Source organism: Thalassoglobus polymorphus (assembly GCF_007744255.1).
Classification (GTDB): Bacteria; Planctomycetota; Planctomycetia; order Planctomycetales; family Planctomycetaceae; genus Thalassoglobus; species Thalassoglobus polymorphus.
Map to the genome: position 1 here is coordinate 1,130,893 of NZ_CP036267.1, position 21,246 is coordinate 1,152,138.

The following is a 21,246-nucleotide window of genomic DNA, read 5'->3' on the forward strand; positions in this document are numbered from 1 at the left end:
GATAGCCGCTTTTCTCAACGTTTGAGAGAGCAATATCAAGTTTCAGTATGAATTCTAAAATTTTCTGTTCGCCACGAGGCAGAACCTGAACACCAATTCAAAAGATGCTCTAGGTGGTTCTATCTGCTCGATTTGACGCATCGTCGACATCTGGTCACGACGCCATCGGGCGAGCGGACCGGCTGTTTCGATATGCCATACCAAGTCTGAGAAGTCGCTAGTTTGACGAGTTTTAAGAGATGAGTCGAGCGAATGCGAAAATGTTCGGACTCTTGAGAAGAAAATCTAACGAAACAGAGATTTACTCAGCGAGGCGAATCCCGGTGAATTGCCAGCGTTTCTCGGGATGGAAGAAATTGCGGTAGGTGGGCCGGATGTGTGATTTCGACGTGACACAACTTCCGCCGCGTAGCACCCATTGGCTGCTCATGAATTTCCCGTTGTATTCTCCGATCGCTCCATCAGGCGGATGATATCCAGGATAAGCGATGTATGGACTTGCGGTCCATTCCCAGGCATCTCCGTACAACTGAGCGGGGCTCTTCTGGTCATCAGGGGTCGGGGCACTTCTCGGATGCAACAGGTCTTCTTCGACGAAATTGCTTTGCGGACCAGGTTGGTAGATTTGAGCAACATGTTCCCACTCAAATTCTGTTGGAAGTCGGCAGCCTTTCCAGCGGGCAAAAGCATCGGCTTCGAAGAAACTGACGTGCGTCACCGGTTCCTGAAGATGGAGATCTCTCATCCCCGCGAGTGTGAACGTCTGCCATTCGTCATTGACTCGTTCCCAATAGAGTGGGCAAGTCCAGCCAAGTTGTTGTACCGCGTCCCAACCTTCAGAGAGCCAGAGTTCCGGGCGCTGGTAACCGCGATCTTCAATGAATTCAAGGTATTCTTGATTTGATGTGAGTCGGTTCGCGAGTTGAAAATCTCTTAACAGAACTTCATGCCGTGGGGCTTCATTGTCAAAATGAAAGTTGTCACCAGCGTGGCCGACTTGATGAATCCCACTATCAAAGTGGCTCCAGGAAAGTGCTTGTGGCTCGCTGGGTTCTGGGGTGGTCAGATCGGATCGATACGCGGGGCGAAGCGGGTTGATGTTCAGGACATGCTTGATGTCTGTAAGCATTAACTCTTGATGTTGCTGTTCATGATGAATCCCGATTTCGATGACTGAACGAACTTCGTCAGAGAGTTGCTCGACATTCAGTTTGGCCAAAGCGTGATCGACATAAGCTCGGTATTTTCTGACCTCGTCAATTGTCGGACGAGAAAGCATGCCACGATGAGCCCGCGGATGCCGGTCCCCAACCGCGTTGTAGTAAGAGTTGAAGAGAAAACGAAACTGCGGGTGAAAAAGCTGATAATCAGGAACGGATGGTTCCAGAACAAAAGTCTCAAAGAACCATGTCGTATGTGCTAAGTGCCATTTTGCAGGGCTGACATCTGGCATCGACTGGATGACAAAGTCTTCCCGCTCTAACGAATTTGTGATCGTTTCTGAGAACGTTCGAACATCGAGAAGGTGCTCGATGAGTTGGTCGTGTGCGGTTTCTTGCATGCGTAGAAATGACATCAGGAGTCGATCTTGAGTGCAGCGAAAGAGGAAATATCGATTCAGGAAGTTGCTTCGGCTGGAGTGAGCAGCAGCACCGCAAACCAGTCTTTTTCATCGATCCAGGAGTTTGCAACTTTGAAGCCTGCTTCCGCAGCCAGTTCTTCAAAACGTTCAATTGTGTACTTGTGGGAATGTTCTGTGCAAATTGTTTCGTTTGCCGCGAATTCAATCACTTGTTCCCCAATGGTGACCTGTTGTTGAACCTGGCTGACGAGTTGCATCTCGATACGATGAGCCTGTTCATTGTAGACGGCCTGATGTCGAAACTGATTCAGGTCAAAGTCTGCGTTGAGTTCGTTGTTGATTCTCTTGAGGAGATTCAGGTTGAACGCTGCCGTCACTCCTTCCGAGTCGTTGTAGGCATCGAGCAGGATTTGGCGATCTTTTTCGAGATCGATTCCAATCAACAGATCCGACTCCGCGTTGACTCGACGAATTCTCTCCAGCAGGGCAACAGCGTTTTTATGGTTTAGGTTCCCAATCGTTGAGCCGGGGAAGTATGTCACCACACCGCGATGGTCAGCCAGTTTTGAGGGAAGTTGAATTTCCGACATGAAATCGCCGCAGACGGGAGCGATGTTCAAGGATGGAAAATCCTGTTCAAGTCTTGCGACAGCTTCGTTCAGTGCCGATTGTGAAATGTCGAACGGGACATATGCCGCCGGTCGTTGCATGGCTTTCAGAAGTAATTGCGTTTTCAAACTGGACCCGCTGCCAAGTTCCAACACGACATGATCGGGACCGATTGCGTCGCTCATTTCTTGGGCATGGAGTTGCATGAGAGAGAGTTCTGTGCGAGTGAGGTAGTATTCCTCCAACTCACAAATGTTTTCAAATAGCCGTGAACCAGCCTCGTCATAGAAGTATTTGGAAGGCAGTGTTTTCTCGGTTTGAGAAAGTCCTCGCAGCACATCTGTTAGAAATGAGCTTGTTGAAACGTTGTCGCAAATGGCAGTCGAAGACACACACTCTCCTCCGTAGATGTTCTGATTGAAGACTTTTATCGTGCAGAGTTTGAAACGGATCACAACCCATTCATTCGCGATTTTCTGCAAAATAGAATATTTTGACGATACTAAATCAGAAGATCTTACGTCGGACTTCGATGATTTCACTCTTTTTTAACAATTCCAGTGGTTTCCAACAGCGAGGACCAGCAGCGAGGAATTGACTCGATTCATGAGAGTTGCTGGTGGCTCCGTGGTGATGGTCGATGGCTTGTGGGGCCGCAAAAGCATTCCTCAGAGGGGAAGAAGTTTCAGGAACAGTCGAGGTGTCTTCCTCGACTCCCTTTCGCCAGTTTGAAATGTCGACAGACCCAAACTGTTCAGACCACCGGCACGGCGTCGAGGGTCAGCAATCGCAAATGCGGATCAGGAGGGAAGGTTTTAATTTTAATTCGTGCTTCATGTGAAAGCGTTCGCCTCCCCTCATCTTTCGGGAGGAAGTTTTGTTGGCAATGCAGATTGGCACTTCGACGCGGTACGACTTGGCTGCATGAAATCCAGTAGCGTCAATCTGCTGTTACGATTCCCGTGGAGCTTTGATGTCAATGCCGTACTTTGGTGAAATATCGAGCAGACGCTGTTTGTCTTCTTCTGTAACGGTCGCAGAATCAAGTGATGTGTCCGTGGCGGTTCGACCTGCTTCGAGGAAGAAATCGTCAAGCCCGGCGGGTGTGGCCAGGATTAACATTCGACCAACACTCTCTCCAATGTTTCTAAAGGAATGCAGCGACTCTTTGGCGAGAGTCACCCAGTCGCCGGTATTTGCGGTCAGCACTTCGTCATCGACGTGCACTTCGAACTCTCCTTCGATGACGTAGAAAGCTTCATCTTCACGATGGTGTACATGAGGTGGCGGACCCGAACCGGGAGGGACCGAAACCTCGATCTGCGTGAAGGCGCCTCCTGTCTCCGCGCCACTTGCCTTGATCGTGTACAAGTCGCCGACGACCCAAACCGATGGTCCTTCACCGGAACGTTTCAATGCATTTTCCACGATGACTTCTCCTTTAGGTTGAGAGAGGGATCGGAAGTCGCTGAGGTTCTTGAATCAGGACAAGGGCATCTTTCGAATTGGTGTTCAGGTTCTGCCTCGTGTTCTGCGTCGTGGCGAACAGTATTTTCCATAAAGATATGCGTTCTTCGCGGGAAAACGGTAGACTGGAACCAGTCCGCAAACCTCTGGAACAACTACTTTTCTCAACATTTGAGAGAGCAAATTCAAGTTTCAGAATCAGTTCTAAATTGTCCAGGTTGTTACGTATGGTTGCAAGTGCTACGTGGCTCGGTCACTTTGAATGACGAGGCTTTAAAACGAGTGACGGGGCAGCGATCAGCGACGAAACAGAATTGACCATTACGGCGAATTCCGATGCTGAAATGATGTTGTTCAATTTGACGTAGAAGCACAGTGATCAGAGTAGTTCGTAAGACCTCGTCAGTTGAACGAATATGTGCTCAAGTAACTCTCCGGAGGAGTTTTCGAACATGAGAAAATGCGATCCTGTCACAGGTGCCTGTCCTGTTCCCGATCTGAACAATACCCTTGATCCCGATACTTCGAGTACGTCGCTTGAACGTACGCCCCCAGGTTGGAGCGTACATTATGTCGGCGATCCGATGTGCTCATGGTGCTGGGGCATCTCGCCCACTGTTAGTGAAATAGCGGCTTTCTGTAAGGCGGAAGGTCTTGAATTCTCGGTAACAATGGGTGGCTTGCGAGCAGGCGGCGGTGACGAGTGGAACGCGGAGTTTAAGGACTTTCTACGCAACGAGTGGCGCAGAATAGCCCAAGTCACCGGGCAGCCCTTCGGTTTCACCCTGCTGGAGGCGCCGCATTTTGACTACGACACCGAACCCGCCTGTCGCGCCGTGGCGACCGTTAAGCTGCTCCAGTCCCGGAACCATCTTCCAGGTTCGATTACGTTGAAATTCTTCTCGGCGGTCCAGCATAAGTTCTATGTGGAGGGGGAAGACCCCAAGGAGGCAGGTTACTACGCGAGCATCTGCGAGTCGCTGGCGTTGGATTTCGAAGAGTTCCGCACCCTGTTCGATTCACCTGAAGCCCTGCAGGCAGTTCAAGAGGAATTCGCTCGCTGTCAGCAGTGGCGAGTTCGCTCTTTCCCAACGTTGCTGTTGGAGCACGAGGGCAAGATACAACCGCTTGCCGAAGGCTACGCCACCACAGAGCAAATACTCTCTCGACTGCGGCAATCGATCACCGTTTGAGTCGATTGAAGAAATTTCTTAAGCGTCATCAACCTCGAAACGGAGTTGCGATATACTTACCAAGACGCCCCGAACCTGACTTTTACAAATCGCATCAACCACTCAGGAGATCCGATATGCCAGAACCGACCATCGCCGCCAAAGAGCCAGTCAAAGTGGAACTCGAAAAAGGCAAGGAGTACTACTGGTGTACCTGTGGGGAGTCCGCGAGTCAGCCCTTTTGTGATGGTTCTCATCGAGGTACCTCTTTCACCCCCAAGGCGTTCGTGGCTGAGGAAGACGGTGAGGCGTATCTATGTCAGTGCAAACACACAAACAATGCCCCGTTTTGCGATGGGACGCATTCGAAACTTGATGACTCTGCAAGTTCAGATGATACGTCCGAAGACAATGATGCCAGCAACGGCATGCCTGAACCCTCGCCGACCGCGGAAGAGCCGCAGGTTGTAGAAATTCACAATCTGGCGAAATACGGTCTGAGCAAAACTGGTCATCACGGGCCTCTTGATGCGATGGGTGTCCCGCGGGATCAACTGCCGCATTGGGACGATATCCAAATCCTGACCGCGCAGTTTGCCAAACGGCCTCAAGCTGATGATGCCGATGTGGAAACCGAGTTGGTCATCGGCCCAAATGCCAGGAAACCGCTGAAGTTAAAAATCCCGCTAATTGTTTCCGACATGAGTTTCGGCGCTCTTTCTGAGGAAGCCAAGACAGCCATGGCCCGAGGAGCCGAATTGGCTGGCACGGGTATTTGCTCGGGCGAAGGAGGCATGTTACCTGAAGAGCAGCAAGAAAACTCTCGCTACTTCTACGAACTTGCTTCAGCCAAGTTTGGCTTCGAAGAATCGCTGTTAACGAGGGTTCAGGCCTTTCACTTCAAGGGAGGCCAAGGTGCCAAGACCGGGACCGGCGGGCATTTACCTGGCAACAAAGTTGTGGGTAAGATCGCAAAGGTTCGCAACTTGGAAGAGGGAACTCCGGCCGTTTCTCCTTCACGTTTTGAAGATCTGATATCCGTTGACGACTTTCGGTCATTTGCCGACAACGTAAGGTCCATGACCGGTGGAATCCCCATCGGCATGAAATTGTCGGCAAATCACATTGAGAAGGATATCGGCTTTGCTCTTGATGTCGGTGTCGACTACATCATTCTGGATGGTCGTGGAGGCGGAACCGGAGCTGCTCCGTTACTTTTCCGGAACCACATCTCGGTGCCCACGCTACCCGCTCTTGCCAGAGCCCGCCACTTTCTGGATCGTCAGGGAGCCAATCATGTCACTCTTATTGTCACCGGTGGATTGCGCGTTGCCCCAGATTTCGTGAAGGCACTCTGTTTGGGGGCCGATGGCATCGCTTTGGCGAACTCAGCGATGCAGTCGATCGGTTGCGTCGGCGCCCGCATGTGTCACACCAATAACTGTCCTGCTGGAGTGGCGACGCAGAAACCGGAACTGAGGGCACGCCTCAAAATTCAGGAAGGGGCAGAACGTCTTCACCGTTACTTTGATTCGTCAGTCGAACTGATGAAAGTGCTCGCTCGAGGGTGTGGGTACAATCAGCTGAGCCAGTTCAATAAAGACGACATTACAAGCTGGAAAAAGGAAATCGCTGATTTGACTGGGATTCAATATGCTGGCTTCGACTCTAACCGCTGATCGTCGGAAAACATCCAATAATGAATCACATCATGGAAAAGAAGAACGGTTTCACCCGCCTTCACGCACTGCTTGTCGATGATGACGAACTGGCGCAGGTGTGCCGCGATCTGCCAGAATCAGCATGCAGTGTGCAGCCGCATAACTACGGCGTGCACATCGTTTCGCTGAGCCTCACGAAAATCGGAGAAGGACTGGCCGATCCCAAACTCGTACTCGCTTGGTTGCTTGATGCCATCGGGACACCAACCTGGGCACTTGGCCTGCTGGTGCCGGTGCGTGAATCGCTGGCGATGCTGCCGCAGTTGGCGATCTCGGCACGCATTCGGAGCCTCCCCATCCGCAAGACCGTTTATGTGTCAGGCTGTGTTGTCCAGGGCGCCGCGATCATCAGCTTCGGTCTGTTGGGATGGTTTGCGCAGATGTTTTCCAGCGGTGTTTCGGGCATCATTGCTGTCCTGCTGATCGCGGTCTTCGCACTTGGTCGCAGCCTCTGCTCGATCAGCCACAAGGACTTGCTCGGCAAAACTGTGGATATGGGCCGGAGAGGCTCGGTCAGCGGTACGACGGGGACCATCGCCGCAATGGCAACGCTGTTGCTGGCTGTCAGCTATTCGTTCGGCTGGATTCCGCTCACGGTGCCAGTCGTCGCCTGGATGGTTGCGCTCGGCGGGGCTTGTTGGTTACTGGCTGCTTTCGTCTTCAGCTTGCTTCGCGAAGAACCCGGTGCGACCGAAGGTGGCATTGATGGTCTGGCAGCGGTTGTCGCGCAACTCAGCCTGCTGCGCCGCGACGCACAATTGCGCCGACTCATCATTACGCGTACATTATTATTGTCGACGGCATTGGCGCCGCCGTTCTATATCGCACTCAGCGGGGATCGTGCAGTCAGCGGTCTCGGCACGCTGGGCTCGTTCATGATCGCGTCGGCGGCAGCGAGTCTATCCAGCGCCTACATTTGGGGGCGGGTTTCCGACAGGTCCAGCCGCCTTGTGCTGATGCTCGCGGCGACGCTCGCTGTGGTGGCGAACGGGCTCGCTGCGTTCATTGCTCTGGCGATGCCAAGCGTGTTGCAAGAGGCGTCATTGCTGCCGGTACTGTTGTTCGTTCTCATGATCGCGCATCAGGGCGTGCGACTCGGGCGATCAGTACACGTCGTCGATATGGCAGACCGCGACAACCGCGCAACGTATACCGCGCTCAGCAATTCAGTGGTTGGGCTGATCTTACTCGCCGGTGGTGTCTTCGGCGTCATCGCGCAGTGGCTCGGCATTGGCGCTGTCTTGTTGATCTTCACTTCGATGGCAGCCATGGCGATCTTCGCGGCAGCCGGATTAGACGACGTTCAGGCCACGTAGAACAGTTCGCTCTACCGTGTGCCCATGGAGAACGTGTTTCACTGGAACTGATCCTGAATCAGAATTTGCTCCAGCCTGTCCTTTATGCATCCAGTCAATGGTCAGTCGTTGCAGCGAATTCGCCGAGTACTCTATGAATCCGGTTGCCCAGCAGGGACCTCACTTCTGCAGTCTGGCCAGTCCATAGCTCCGGTAGCTGAGAACCGTAGGAGGCAGATGTTCCGGACAGCGTCGACACGTTCTGGTTCCGCGTCGTCTTTCTCAGCCGACGAGAACCGAGGCCATGACATCGTTCAGAGACAGTTGGGGGTGAAACGGCTGCTCTTATTTAGAGACTGGAAACGAATCCTCACCAACGCGGACAGCAAGCTTTCCAAAGTTTTTACCTTCGAGCAAACCGATGAATGCTTCCGGAGCTTGTTCGAGTCCGTCAACAAGATCTTCGATGTACTTCACTTGACCTTCATCGACCCAAGGCGTCATGTCAGCGAGGAACTCTCCGTAGCGAGAACCGTAGTCATCAAAGATAATGAAGCCTTGTGCCTTAATTCGGCGAACCAGAAATGTCTGCATTAGCAGTGGTAATCGGTCTGGGCCTGCGGGGAGTTCGGTGTCGTTGTAGTGAGCGATCAACCCGCAAACTGGGATTCGAGCTTTCACGTTCAATAATGGAAGAACTGCGTCAAACACTTTTCCACCAACACTTTCAAAGTACACATCGATACCATTGGGACACGCACCGGCAAGCTGCTGATCAAAATCGGTCGCGCGATGATCCAGGCATGCGTCAAAGCCAAACGTATCGACTCCCACTTTGCACTTCTTTGAGCCGCCTGCGACTCCCACAACATGGCAACCTTTGAGTTTGGCGATTTGCCCAACAACGGAGCCGACCGCGCCAGTCGCAGCGGCAACCACCACCGTCTCACCTGGTTTGGGGTGACCAATATCAAGTAGCCCCATGTAGGCTGTGAAACCTGGCATCCCAAGGACTCCCAATGACCGAGACGGATGTTCGAGTTGCTTTCCCAACGGAATCAATTCTTGCCCATTGGATACCGCATAGTCCTGCCAGCCTGAGTTGGCCAGTACCCAGTCCCCTGGATCGAAGTCGGGGTGCAGCGACTGTTCAACTCGACAAACCGCACCACCAACCATCACCTCGCCAACTTCGACTGGAGGAGCGTAAGAAGGTGCGTCACTCATGCGACCACGCATGTAAGGATCAAGCGACAAATAAACCGTTCTCAGTAATAGCTGCCCGTCGGCTGGCTCTGGCAACGCCGTAGTTTCCAATCGAAAGTTATCGGGCACAGGAGCCCCATGTGGCCGAGAGTTTAGAACGATCCGTCGGTTCGTTTCAGATAATTGAGGCACGACGATTTCCTTGATTTATAGAGCGGGTGTCTAGAAACGGTCCGGCAACCTCTTGGAATAATCGCTTTCGTCAGAGTTCCGGAGAGCGAAATCAGGTTTTAGGATCAAATCTAAATGGTACTGGGGCCAATACGACTTGAAGTCGCATTCGTCAACTTAGCTTGCTACGGATGATAATTTCGGATTGCAGGGTGCGGTGGACGGGGCAGCGGTCGGCGATTTCCACAAGGCGAGTGCGTTGAGCGTCATCAAGTTCACCACGCAATTCGATCGTCTTTTCAATACAGTCAATTCGACCGTCTTTAGTTTCACAGTTTTCGCAATCCTCCGCGTGGATACGTGTATGTTCGAGCGACACCTTGACTTGCTTCAAAGGAATTCCCTTGCGATCAGCATACATTCGCAATGTCATTGTAGTACAGGCCCCCAGTCCGGCCAGCAGATACTGGTACGGCCCTGGACCAAGGTCGTCGCCTCCAGCGCCCACCGGTTGATCGGCAAGCAGCTTATGCCGACCAACCGTCACTTGGTTTGTAAATTTTCCGGTTACGGTTTCGGAAACAACAACACGATTCTCGGATGAATCGTTGATCGAATCGCGAGTCTCCTCCGGTAAATACCGTCCCGCCCAGGCGGTCAATACGTCTGCCACGTATTGCGAGTCAGGACGCCGAGTCAGTAAATGATCGGCATCATCCAACGATACAAAACTCTTGGGATGCTTTGCAGCCTCATATATACTCGCCGCATTGTCGATTCCCACCACGTTATCAAATGGAGCATGGAACACGATCAAAGCGCGGCGAAGGGAACCAATTTTGTCAGTCATTGCGTGAGCATTCAGGTCTTCGAGGAATTGCCGCTGGATCGTGAACTTGCGGCCCGCCAGATTGACCTCCGCCTCTCCAGCTTGCTCAATTTCATCGCGTTGTTCATCGAATAAGTGGGAAACATGTTCTGGGTCGAACGGGGCTCCGATTGTTGCCACACCGACCACTTCGTCAATCTCTCCGGCTGCCGCCAGCACGGCGGCGCCTCCGAGGCTGTGACCGATCAGAAGTGAAGGTGGTGAGTGATGTTCTCGGAGCCAATCTGCAGCCTTGATCAGATCTTGGATATTGGATGAGAAGTTCGTGTTGGCAAATTCGCCTTCACTATGTCCCAGGCCGGTGAAATCAAATCGCAGCACGGCGATCCCTTTGGCGGAGAGTGCCTCAGCAATGCGGGTCGCTGCGTGAATGTCTTTGGAACATGTGAAGCAGTGAGCGAAGATGGCGAAAGCACGTGGTTGCATCACGGGCATATCAAGCCTTGCCGCCAGTATGGAACCTTGAGATCCTTCGAATTCAATTTTACTGTTCAACATTTTTTACCATTCATTTTGAGAAATCAGAGATCAGCAATTCCCCGCTGCATCAGGGGGCATCCGAGCGACCTTCATCGTCATCACGAGCGAACATGCGGCGGAGTGACAGGGACTGTTTCCGTCGCAGGAAAATCACCATAGTGCAGCAGATCCAGACAGCAATTGCCATGAGTCCGCCCGCTCCCGCGTCCCCCTGAAAGCCGAGTCGCGAGCAATGAGCGATGAGAGCGCCGGTCATGATTCCCCATCCGAGGACCGCACCCCAGACGATGCTTTGAGGGACGAGTAACAGCAATGCCGCTATTAGCTCCAAGGTGCCAATGAGAAACCGACCTCCGGGATCGAAATCGAGTTGCTGAAATATGGCGACCGATTCGGGACGGCTCGTGAGTTTCCCCGTGGAGGCCATGATCAGCACGGCGGACGCGGCGAGTTGTAGAATCCAGCTAAAAAGGTTGGCAGGTTTCATGAATTCACGTGCGGAGTTGTCGTGACGCTTTCTGTCTCGGACTGGAGCGATTCACGCAGGAGTGGTTCCTTGTCAACGAATTGCCAGAGATTGCTGCCACTGGGAATGAAAAGATCGGAGACGCTGAGCTCGCTTGGACAACATTTACCGGTCGCCACAAGCATCTCTTTTAGATCGCGCAGCGTGTTTTTGACGTAGTGAGCGACTCGAGCTGACTTCAGTTCAGGGTCGAGACCGGCCTGGAGCTGAGGATCATGTGTGGTGATGCCGACCGGACAGGTGTTGCGTCCGCATTCCAGTGCCTGAATGCAGCCGAGGGCGAGCATGAATCCTCGGGCAGTGTAACAGGCGTCGGCCCCGAGAGCGAAAGCGGTGAGTTGGCGTCCGGCGTTGATCAGTTTTCCGGCAGCGAGGATTTTGACCCGGTCGCGCACTCCTTCACGTTCTAGGATTTTCACGACTCCGTAGAGAGCCGGATAAAGCGGCAACCCGATGCGATCCATGAAGGCAGTGGGTGCAGCTCCGGTTCCGCCTTCGCCACCATCGATCGTGATGAAATCCGGGAATCGGTCCTGGCGTTTCATTTCACGGACGAACTCGTGAAACTCTGTAAATGAACCGACGCAGAGTTTGATCCCGACAGGAATTTCGACGAGGTCCTGAATCCGGGTGATAAAAGCGACTGTGGATGGCACATCATGACATTCCTTTTGATAAGGGGGAGATACAACGTCTTCGCCCATGGGAACACCACGTAGTTTGGCAATCTCCGGAGTGATCTTCTCTGCGGGGAGTAGTCCGCCTTTCCCAGGTTTCGCTCCCTGAGAAAATTTGATTTCGATCATGCGAATCTGCTCGTGATTGGCAAGTTCACGGAGAGCTGTCTCATTAAGGTCTCCATCGAAATTTCGAACGCCGAATTTTGCGGTGCCGATTTGGAAGATGATATCGGCACCTTCCATGAGGTGATACTTGGGGTATCCACCTTCACCGGTATTCATGGGAATGCCAGCTCGGGCCGCTCCGCGTGCGATCGCTCGAATGGCATTTTGTCCGAGGGAGCCGTAACTCATCGCGCTGACTAGCATTGGACTCTTCAAAGTATAGGGGCGTGTGACCCCTCTTCGATTTCCGAATGTGACGCGAAATGGTCGAACGCCCTCCTTCCGTGTGGGAAACATGGAGTGGCGAAGCTTGATCTCAGTGGCACCGTAGTCGAGCAGCGTCCCAAAGGAATCGGAGGAATCCACGTTTTTCGCCTTGCGGTACACTTCACTACGTTCCGTACGATTAAACGGGCGTTCTTCGCGGTCGTTGAGGAAAAGATACTGGCGAAATTCAGGTCCAAGGCTCTCGATGAGGTAGCGGACCTGCCCGAGGACGCCGAAGTTTCTCAACAGAGTGTGATCTTTCTGAACGTGCCGATATGAAAAGTTCACCAAAAGGAGAAACAGAGAGGCCACCGTGAGAAAGTGGAAGTAAAACGAAATGTAATACCCTGCCGCAAAGAACAACACCGGTAGAAAGAGCAGCGTCGTGTTGGCGAAACGGGCGAGGCGGATCAGGTCGACGGAAAGTGCTTTGGGCATGGTTAGTAAGAGAGGTTATTAATCAGAAACGTTTGTTGGTGGAACGAAGTCCCACCCCGGGGCCAACTTTTGTTCCAGATATTAACGTTTGGAACTAATAGTTTTGTTTTTCCCGAAGTGGGCACGATGGAGCATGAGGGCTTTATTGCTTGTTGTTATTGCCAAGATAAATCACCGCAACCCGGCCAGAATTTCAAAGGAACGCAAACGATCTTTGTGCTCATACAGATCGCAGGTGAAAATCAGCTCATCCGCTTGGGTCTGTTGCGACAACTCCTGTAATTTCTGCTTAATGGTTTCTGCGCTGCCAATCATAGCCATGCGTAAAAATTCTTTGACCATCTTCTCTTCTTGCGGTTGCCAGAGATCCTGCATACTTTGAACGGGTGGACGCAGCAGCAGGCTTTTCCCTCGAAGCAAAGCAAGAATGCGCTGGAACGTGGTGGTAGCTAAAAACTCTGCTTGTGCGTCAGTCTCTGCTGCAACTAAGGGAATCCCAAGCATCACATAAGGGGCCTCCAAAACCGCAGATGGATTGAAGTGGCGGCGATACAGCTCGATGGCTTGCATCATCATGCGTGGCGCAAAATGCGAAGCGAAGGCGTAAGGCAAACCTTTCTCTGCAGCTAATTGCGCACTAAACAGACTGGAACCTAAAATCCAAATGGGGACGTTACTGTCCATACCTGGCATCGCAATGACTTGCTGACCCGCGCGACGTGGCCCTAAAAAACTTTGTAACTCGGTGATATCTTCTGGAAAGTCAGCAGAACTCCCACTGCGATGGTTTCGCAAAGCCCGCGCTGTCACTTGATCGGTCCCCGGTGCTCGACCGAGACCTAAATCAATTCGCCCCGGATACAGTGCCTCTAACGTACCAAACTGTTCAGCAATCACTAAAGGTGCATGATTCGGTAGCATCACTCCACCCGCACCGACCCGAATCCGTCCGGTCCCCGCTGCAAGATATCCGATCAACACCGAAGTTGCTGAGCTGACAATCGCATCCATATTGTGATGTTCAGCCACCCAAAAACGGGTGAACTCTAAACGTTCAACATGTTGAGCTAAGGCGAGCGACCGCTGTAATGCTGCAGCAGGACCCTGATCGGTGTCTTTACGTGAAGCTAAATCCAATACAGAGAAAGCCACTTTTTGCTGATCGCTCATACCGTGGCAGTTCTTTTATTGAGTTGATGAGATGCTGTCTGCTGTTTGAGTATCGCACATACACATTGAGAGTGCTAGAAAAATCAACTGCTTCCTGGACGGATGGAGACATGTTGCTATGGAGGCGTTGCCATCACCAGAACCACGATGGTTAGCTGGTCCGCCTAAGAAAAATTTCGGGTACTTGTTTTAAACGGCACGTGCGTATTGAATTGGTAAGAGATCGCTGGCCTTTGCGGTTCCCAGTTTTTCAGCCGCGTGGCAGGGCCAATATGGGTCGCGCAGCATTGCTCGGCCTAATGTCACCATGTCCAATTGTTCTTTCTGAATTGCTCTCTCGGCTTGTTCTGGGGAGTTGATCATCCAGCTTGTTGTTGTCGCGATATCAACATCGCGACGAATTCGCGCGGCATCGGGGATCATGAATCCCGGTTCAGCAGGGACGTTTGAGTGATCGGGGACGATCATGCCGTGGCTGACGTCGATCATGTCGAGTCCAGCAGATTTTAAACGTCGAATCAGTTCGATCGACTCCTCGAGTGTGACTCCACCTTTCACCCAGTCTGTGACTGACAAGCGAACAGTCAACGGCAGGCGCTGCGGCCAGACTTCGCGAACTGCTTCAAATGTTTCCATCATGAAACGGATACGATTCTCAAAGCTGCCGCCGTACTGATCAGTTCTTGTGTTTGATAGTGGTGAGTAAAATTCGTGTGCTAAATATCCGTGTGCAAAGTGAACCTGCAGCCATTGGAATCCTGCTGCAAGTGAACGCTCAGCGGCAGCAACGAAGTCCTGCTTCACTCGTGCGATATCATCGAGAGTCATCGCATTGGGCACTTTGTCGAGCTTGCCGCCGAAAGCAATTGCCGACGGAGCGATTGTCTCCCATCCGCCATCGCTGGTGTCGATGTGCGCGCCACCTTCCCATGATTTTTTCGAACTTGCTTTGCGACCGGCGTGCGCAATCTGGATTCCTGAGACTGCCCCGTGTTGTTGCATGAATCGTGCAATTCTCGCAAAAGGCTCAATATGGTCATCTGTGTAAATCCCGCTGTCGGCGGGGCTGATGCGGCCGTCCCGTGAGACGGCTGTCGCCTCCACAATCACCAATCCGGCACCGCCAACCGCCCGAGAACCCAAGTGAACCAAATGCCAATCTGTCGGGAAACCGTCCTCTGATGAATACATGCACATCGGCGATACTGCGATGCGGTTTCGCATTGTGACATCTTTAAGTTGGAAATCATCAAACAAAGAGAGCGACATCATCTGTTCCAGGTTGTGTGTAAAGAAGGCGTCTATGAATTGGTCGAAGGCATTATGACGATCTTCCCAAAACTTTCATGAACAATGCGTCATCACGTTCGCGAACTCTCTGCATACGGTGTTCGGCAATTTTGCGAATCAATTTTTCTGGCAGCGGCTCTGCATAAGAAATTTTCACGACACCAGTTTCTGTAATTTCGTATTTCGACAGGCCATTATGAAAAGGCTCAATTGACTCTGCCGTGGTATTGAATTCAAGGTGAGCTTCATGAGCGGAGAATGCGAACAGGAATTGTCGCTCAATGAAAAACGCCGTGTTCCAATTGATTACCTGCCTGGCTTCGGGAGCGATGCTTTGCAACAAGGCATGGAGTTGACGAAGTTGTAGTTGGCCTCCAGGCGGAGCCGCTTCAATGTATTCCGGAATCGTCTCGTGAAGTTTCTTTGCCATGTGATCTCGGAGTGTCGATGAAAGAAAAAACTTGCCTTTACGATGGCTGAACCCACCGCTCATTCGAAATTGGCAATCGCGACTAACTCGGCAGCAATTGTCTTAAGACCATTTCCAGGATACCGCCGTTTACAAAGTACTCGACCTCCGCAGGTGCGTCGATTCTCAGTATTGTATCGAATGTTGTGCGAGAGCCGTCTTGTCGAACGACGGAGACACTGACAGTTTGGCGTGGCTCAATCCCGTCACGAATTCCGGTGATGGAAAACGTTTCGTTTCCACTTAAGCCCAGCGACTGTGCTGACTCACCATCCTTGAATTGCAGTGGCAGCACTCCCATGCAAACAAGGTTGCTGCGGTGGATGCGTTCATAGCTCTCTGCAAGAATTGCTTTGACACCTAATAATGCAGCACCTTTGGCCGCCCAGTCGCGCGAACTGCCCGAGCCGTACTCCTTGCCTGCGATGACCACCAACGGAGTCTCTTCCTGTAAATATCGCATCGCGGCGTCATAAATCGTCATTTTGTCGCCGGTGGGAGTGTGAATTGTCCAGGGCCCCTCCATCTCCGGAACCATCGCGTTGCGTAAGCGAAGATTGCCGAATGTCCCGCGCATCATCACTTCGTGATTCCCACGACGTGAGCCGAAGCTGTTGAATTCCTCTGCCGGAATTTGATGGCTGGCGAGATACTCCCCCGCCGGTGAATTCACGGCAATGGCACCAGCTGGAGAAATGTGATCGGTGGTGATTGTGTCTCCAAGCACCGCCAGCACGCGTGCTCCCTCGATGTCAGACAGCGGTGCAGGGGTGTCGGCAAAATCGAGAAAGAAGGGTGGTTCGCGAACGTAAGTCGAGTCCGCAGCCCAGTCGAACAAAGTTCCGGTCGGAGCGGGCATGCTCTTCCACTTGTCATCACCTTCAAAAATACGACCATATTCCAGATCAAACTGATCGGAACTGACCGTTGAAGCGACCAGACTTTCGATCTCCTCGGCGGTCGGCCAAATGTCCTTCAAGTAGACAGGGTTGCCTTGCTGATCTTTCCCTAACTCATCAATGCTAATGTCACACAATACCGTGCCGATCAGTGCATAGGCGACACACAGCGGAGGCGAAGCCAAATAACTGGCTTGCACTTGACCATGAATACGGCCTTCGTAATTCCGGTTGCCCGACAACACGGCGGCGACGGCCAGATTTTTTGAGGTCACCGCCTCAGCGATTTCCTCAGGCAAGGGGCCAGAGTTTCCGATGCACGTGGTGCAACCGTAACCAACCAGATTGAAACCCAACTTTTCGAGATAGGGTGTGAGACCCGCTTTGTCCAGATATTGTGTCACCACTCGCGAGCCTGGTGCCAGCGACGTCTTCACCCAAGGCTGGCTTTGCAAGCCAGCTTCAACCGCTTTGCGAGCCAGCAATCCAGCAGCGATCATGACAGATGGATTCGAGGTGTTGGTGCAACTGGTAATGGCTGCGATCACGACCGATCCGTCAGTCACCGATGCTGCGGCAGATGGTTGTTCCAAATTCTCCGGCTCCGCGGTAAGGAATCCGCCTTCTTCCGGGCAACCTTCAGCCTTGAGCCGAGCGAGTTCAATCGAGCTGACATCAGCAACTGCGCCGTTCAGAACAGACTGAAACGACTGCCTGACACCAGCGAGCGAGACGCGATCCTGTGGTCGCTTCGGCCCGGCAACGCTGGGTTGAACTTTGCTCAAGTCGAGGTCGAGAACTTCGCTGAAGTTCGGCTCGACACTGTCGGCTGTCCGGAATAATCCCTGTTCGCGCGTGTAGCGTTCGACCAGCTCGACATTGTCTCCTCGCCCGGTGAGACGCAGATACTCCAGAGTGTTCGCATCGACCGGGAACAGCGTCGCTGTTGCACCGAACTCTGGCGACATATTCGACAGGGTAGCACGATCCGCAATGCTCAGTGAACTCAATCCGGAACCAAAAAACTCGACAAACTTACCAACCACGCCATGTGCCCTAAGAATTTGAGCGAGCGTCAGCACCAGGTCGGTCGCAGTTGTTCCAGGCGGAAGTGTGCCGAGTGTCCTGACTCCGAGTACGACAGGTTTGGGGAGAAACATCGGTTGTCCAAGCATCGCTGCTTCGGCCTCGATCCCGCCGACACCCCAGCCCAACACACCGAGTCCGTTGATCATTGGTGTGTGTGAATCGGTCCCCACAAGAGTATCAGGGAAGACCCAACCGTCACGGTCAATCACGACTCGCCCCAGATGTTCGAGATTGACCTGATGGCAGATCCCCATTCCTGGAGGCACGACGCGGAAACCGTCAAAGGCTTGCTGGGCCCAGTTGAGCAATGAATAGCGTTCCTGATTGCGGCGGTATTCCCACTCCAGATTGGTGGCGTAAGCATCGTCGCTGCCGAAGCGGTCGACCTGAACGGAGTGATCGATGATCAGGTCGACGGGAACAAACGGATTGACGCTCTGTGGATCACCTCCGGCTCTCGCGACCGCACTTCTCATCGCCGCGAGGTCAACGACAGAGGGAACACCAGTAAAATCCTGCATCATGACGCGAGCCGGCATGAACGCGATCGACGCATCAGCGCCATGGGGCCAATTCGCGAGCGATTCCACATCAGCCTGCGACACATCCCTGCCATCAACTCGTCGGGCGAGGTTCTCTAATAGAATTTTGACGGTGTGAGGAAGTCGCGCCACATCTGCGCCGGTCTTCTCGGCCAGCTTTGCGAGACTCGCGTACTGTGCAGGTTTCTTGGAAGTTGCCAAAGTCGCTGCAATGCCTAGCGGATCAATTGTCATCTGCTTACTCCCTGTCGCGTTACTGATGAAATGGTGGTGTACAGTACGTGGTCATTTTCCCGCAGATTGGAGCGAATATCCAATGGACGCGACCGATCTGTTTAGGATTCATTCGGAAGCTCGTGGAGTGGTTATTTTCCTCGGTGTTTGAGAGAGTCAATTCAAGTTTGAAGGTCAGTTCTAAAAATCAGTTCATCGATTTGAATCTGTCTCGAAATGTGAAGCGAAACCGAGAACAGGAAAAGCCATTTTCTCTGATCGCCTAGACCATGGCTTCTCTTTCGCATTCTCGAATGACTACAGCCTCAGCATCGCATAAACATCCCGGGAGTGCTACCAGGTTTTGCTAACAACAGGCTCTTCTAATGGCTCTCCTGTCACTGCTTGAGCTATGTCGACACGTTGAACACGCAGGGGATGCTGCCGGTGTCAGGCAGTTTGTGATAATTGCAGGACAGGGTTCGCAATCGGTGTTCAGGTTTTGCCTCGTGGCGAACAGCAATAGAATTAGAGCTGATCCTTAACCTGAAACTGTTCTCTCAAGTGTTGAGACTGCTTGCAGAAAAACTCGTTGTTCACGGGGACACGGCAGAGCAGACGGCTCTAGCTATCGTGAGAACAAACTTGCGAAGAAGCGGCGAATTGGCCCAGCTCGTCGTCGGGGATGTTTCTCTGAAATCAACTCGTTGGCAGCTGCCAGTGCGAGGTCGACCCGTTCTTTTGCTCTCTGTTCTTCAAGGGCATCGCGTTCACGTTTTTGCAGCAATTCTTCTGGCGTGAGTGGTCGCATCTTCAAGATGTCGCTCTGTTCAGCTGTCCATTGTTCAAGCAATTCAAGTTGCCCAGCTTGCACGAAGAGATTCTCAATTGTCGCAGCGTACATCCATTCTGATTGCGTGTGGGTGTTGACGAGTGTGCCCGGGGTAAGAGTCCCTTTTCGCACACGAACCACTAGCTCATCAAACGTCACCGGTCCATAGACTTGATCCGCAATTTGATAGTGGTACTGAGTTTTCATTAGAGCATTTTCAATGCGTGACGTGCCCGCGAAGATCACTTTCATAGCCTCATAGGGTGCTTGCCACGAGGCAGCTTGTGAAGATGGCTGTTGGATTTGCTTGAGTCGAACGACCAGAATCGAAAGTCCGAACCACGAAAGGCTAGCGTTTGGAACTTACGAATTTCAACTGAAATCAGTCTCGCAGAGCAATTTCACTGAAAAACAATGCCAAAAACAATACAAAGTTGTACGGGCAAGTTGATTCAGTGACTTGAAGTGTCGGGCGAAACGTCGTTGAGCTACTCTGCACATCAGATGATACTTTGATTCGTACAGATTTTTTCGTGATGATTTCTTTATCACCACGCCTTGCAAGGAAAGCGGAATGACCGGGACTCTAGCAATCGAAAATTATCGGGAACAACACGTTGATCACTCCTCATATTGAATCCGACGCTCGGACTGTTTTGGATGTGGCGGAACATTTCGACCGCTTGAAAGATCGAGCGCGGGAATTGGGGGAGGCGTCGAGTGCTTCGACTCGAGGATATTTCACGCCGTCCGAAGATGAGCAGGTCAAGCATTTGCTGGTCTCATACTGGCAGTCTCGCAACGCGTTGATTGAACTCGTGACGGCGCATCAACAGGATCGAAAATTGTCAGAGGAGTTGCAGCACTCTTCTTTTTTGGTTGCCTATGCCGGGGCTTTGGTCCTCGTTGATGCAGCTCGATTCTTGCGGACGGAATTTCATCATCGACCACTTGTTCGGGGAAAGCTGAATGAACCGGCTGCCGATTTTGGAATTGAAGCAAACACATACGAACAGATTCAGAAGTCGTTAACGAATCCGATCCACGCGTGGCGGTTGTATCACGCTGCAAAGTATCTCAACGAGCACTGGCAAAAAATGGAGCAGATCACCGATCCTGTTCTGCGTCCGGTGATTGAACTTGTTTCAAGACTGCAGGATCGATTGCACATTACTTTGGATCGGTACGCCCTCGCACGCGTGCGGTCGCGAGCAAGAGCACTCGACAACACTGCGGGGATGGGATTGTTTCAGCAAGCACTTTACGGTCTTCAAAAAGCGGTCGCATCTCTGACGGCGAATCTGTTTGTGAAGTTTGATCACATTCCAATATTGCGAAGCGATGTCGCTCAAGAGTTGCGGACGCATTTGAAACCGGGGGATGTTCTTATCACTCGAAAAGAGTTTGCGGTGACGAACTATTTCTTACCGGGCTACTGGCCTCATGCTGCAATGTTTCTGGGCTCTTCCGAACAGCTTCAACAGCTCGGGCTGGCCAACGTTGAGCAGGTGAAAACACGCTGGGAGAAGTTACTCCACTGTGATACTGATGATTCCTTGCGCGTTCTGGAAGCAATGAAGGATGGGGTTCATGTTCGGTCGATCAAGTCTCCGTTTGGAGTTGATGCCTTGGCTGTGCTGCGTCCACGTCTCGCACCCGATGAAATCTCAAAAGCGATAGCGCGAGGGTTCTCTCACGAGGGAAAGGCGTACGATTTTGACTTCGATTTTAATCGCTCGGACCGTCTTGTCTGCACCGAAGTCATTTATCGCAGCTATGAACAGGTCGGCGGCATCGAGTTTCAGTTGACCAGGCGCGCAGGTCGCTGGACACTGGCGGCAGAAGATCTGATCCGAATGGCTCTTGATCGTCGGCACTTTGAACCATACGCGGTCTTTTCACCCGCACATCACGAACATCTGGCACTCGGAACTGAGGCGGAAGCAGTTTTGCGAACGACGATGAATCCTTGAGCAATGCCGGATTTGTTTCATTTCGTCGCTGGCTTGCAAGGAAATGAAACAAATTCGAAAGATGCTGTCGCAGCGGCTCGCAGTTGAAGTGTGGGGCCGGG

The 21,246-nt window shown here is 52.3% G+C and carries 17 protein-coding genes; 5 read left to right on the forward strand and 12 right to left on the reverse strand.

All coding sequences use genetic code 11. The annotated features are described in order from the left end of the window. Positions 1-301: 301 nt before the first annotated feature. From egtB to Mal48_RS04250, 3 genes are all read right to left on the reverse strand, one after another. Positions 302-1,576 carry an ergothioneine biosynthesis protein EgtB gene (gene egtB, locus Mal48_RS04240; RefSeq protein WP_197442044.1) on the reverse strand — a complete coding sequence of 425 codons (1,275 nt, stop codon included), beginning with the start codon at positions 1,574-1,576 and terminating at the stop codon, positions 302-304. A gap of 41 nt (positions 1,577-1,617) precedes the next feature. Further along, positions 1,618-2,583, reverse strand: a complete 966-nt coding sequence (gene egtD / locus Mal48_RS04245) for an L-histidine N(alpha)-methyltransferase (protein ID WP_145196453.1) — start codon at positions 2,581-2,583, stop codon at positions 1,618-1,620. 559 nt (positions 2,584-3,142) lie between these two features. Continuing rightward, positions 3,143-3,619: a cupin domain-containing protein gene (locus Mal48_RS04250; protein WP_231739912.1), complete on the reverse strand. Its 477-nt coding sequence runs from the start codon at positions 3,617-3,619 to the stop codon at positions 3,143-3,145. A gap of 353 nt (positions 3,620-3,972) precedes the next feature. On the opposite strand from Mal48_RS04250, the gene Mal48_RS23515 reads away from it, so the two are divergent. The 4 genes from Mal48_RS23515 (at position 3,973) to Mal48_RS04265 (ending at position 7,867) form a co-directional block, all read left to right on the forward strand. Further along, a complete protein-coding gene (locus Mal48_RS23515; protein WP_231740006.1) occupies positions 3,973-4,026 on the forward strand; it encodes a hypothetical protein in 54 nt (17 codons plus the stop codon). An 84-nt stretch (positions 4,027-4,110) separates the two neighbouring features. Beyond that, entirely contained in the window at positions 4,111-4,851 is a 741-nt protein-coding gene (locus tag Mal48_RS04255; RefSeq protein WP_145196457.1) for a DsbA family protein, read from the forward strand. Positions 4,852-4,967: 116 nt separating this feature from the next. After that, on the forward strand, positions 4,968-6,509 hold the full coding sequence (locus tag Mal48_RS04260; RefSeq protein WP_145196459.1) for a glutamate synthase-related protein: 1,542 nt from the start codon (positions 4,968-4,970) through the stop codon (positions 6,507-6,509). 32 nt (positions 6,510-6,541) lie between these two features. After that, positions 6,542-7,867: an MFS transporter gene (locus tag Mal48_RS04265; RefSeq protein WP_145196461.1), complete on the forward strand. Its 1,326-nt coding sequence runs from the start codon at positions 6,542-6,544 to the stop codon at positions 7,865-7,867. 324 nt (positions 7,868-8,191) lie between these two features. Here the strand turns inward: Mal48_RS04265 and Mal48_RS04270 are convergent, their stop codons facing one another. The 9 genes from Mal48_RS04270 to Mal48_RS04310 form a co-directional block, all read right to left on the reverse strand. Beyond that, positions 8,192-9,244 carry an NADP-dependent oxidoreductase gene (locus Mal48_RS04270; protein WP_145196463.1) on the reverse strand — a complete coding sequence of 351 codons (1,053 nt, stop codon included), beginning with the start codon at positions 9,242-9,244 and terminating at the stop codon, positions 8,192-8,194. 151 nt (positions 9,245-9,395) lie between these two features. Next, a complete protein-coding gene (locus tag Mal48_RS04275; protein ID WP_145196465.1) occupies positions 9,396-10,610 on the reverse strand; it encodes a bifunctional alpha/beta hydrolase/OsmC family protein in 1,215 nt (404 codons plus the stop codon). 49 nt (positions 10,611-10,659) lie between these two features. Further along, positions 10,660-11,079, reverse strand: coding sequence for a DoxX family protein (locus tag Mal48_RS04280; RefSeq protein ID WP_145196467.1), 420 nt, complete (start codon positions 11,077-11,079; stop codon positions 10,660-10,662). Then, on the reverse strand, positions 11,076-12,668 hold the full coding sequence (locus Mal48_RS04285; RefSeq protein WP_145196469.1) for an FMN-binding glutamate synthase family protein: 1,593 nt from the start codon (positions 12,666-12,668) through the stop codon (positions 11,076-11,078). Before Mal48_RS04285 ends, Mal48_RS04280 begins: the two co-directional genes overlap by 4 nt. A 171-nt stretch (positions 12,669-12,839) precedes the next feature. Further along, a complete protein-coding gene (locus Mal48_RS04290; RefSeq protein WP_145196471.1) occupies positions 12,840-13,838 on the reverse strand; it encodes an LLM class flavin-dependent oxidoreductase in 999 nt (332 codons plus the stop codon). A gap of 189 nt (positions 13,839-14,027) precedes the next feature. Further along, positions 14,028-15,110, reverse strand: coding sequence for an NADH:flavin oxidoreductase/NADH oxidase (locus Mal48_RS04295; protein WP_231739913.1), 1,083 nt, complete (start codon positions 15,108-15,110; stop codon positions 14,028-14,030). Positions 15,111-15,159: 49 nt separating this feature from the next. Then, on the reverse strand, positions 15,160-15,558 hold the full coding sequence (locus tag Mal48_RS04300; protein WP_145196473.1) for an iron chaperone: 399 nt from the start codon (positions 15,556-15,558) through the stop codon (positions 15,160-15,162). 82 nt (positions 15,559-15,640) lie between these two features. Continuing rightward, positions 15,641-18,361: an aconitate hydratase AcnA gene (acnA, locus tag Mal48_RS04305; protein ID WP_145196475.1), complete on the reverse strand. Its 2,721-nt coding sequence runs from the start codon at positions 18,359-18,361 to the stop codon at positions 15,641-15,643. A gap of 607 nt (positions 18,362-18,968) precedes the next feature. Next, a complete protein-coding gene (locus Mal48_RS04310; protein ID WP_197442046.1) occupies positions 18,969-19,379 on the reverse strand; it encodes a DUF4339 domain-containing protein in 411 nt (136 codons plus the stop codon). Positions 19,380-19,789: 410 nt separating this feature from the next. Between Mal48_RS04310 and Mal48_RS04315 the strand changes: the two genes are divergently transcribed. Next, a complete protein-coding gene (locus Mal48_RS04315) occupies positions 19,790-21,145 on the forward strand; it encodes a YiiX/YebB-like N1pC/P60 family cysteine hydrolase (RefSeq protein WP_145196479.1) in 1,356 nt (451 codons plus the stop codon). Positions 21,146-21,246: the final 101 nt, after the last annotated feature.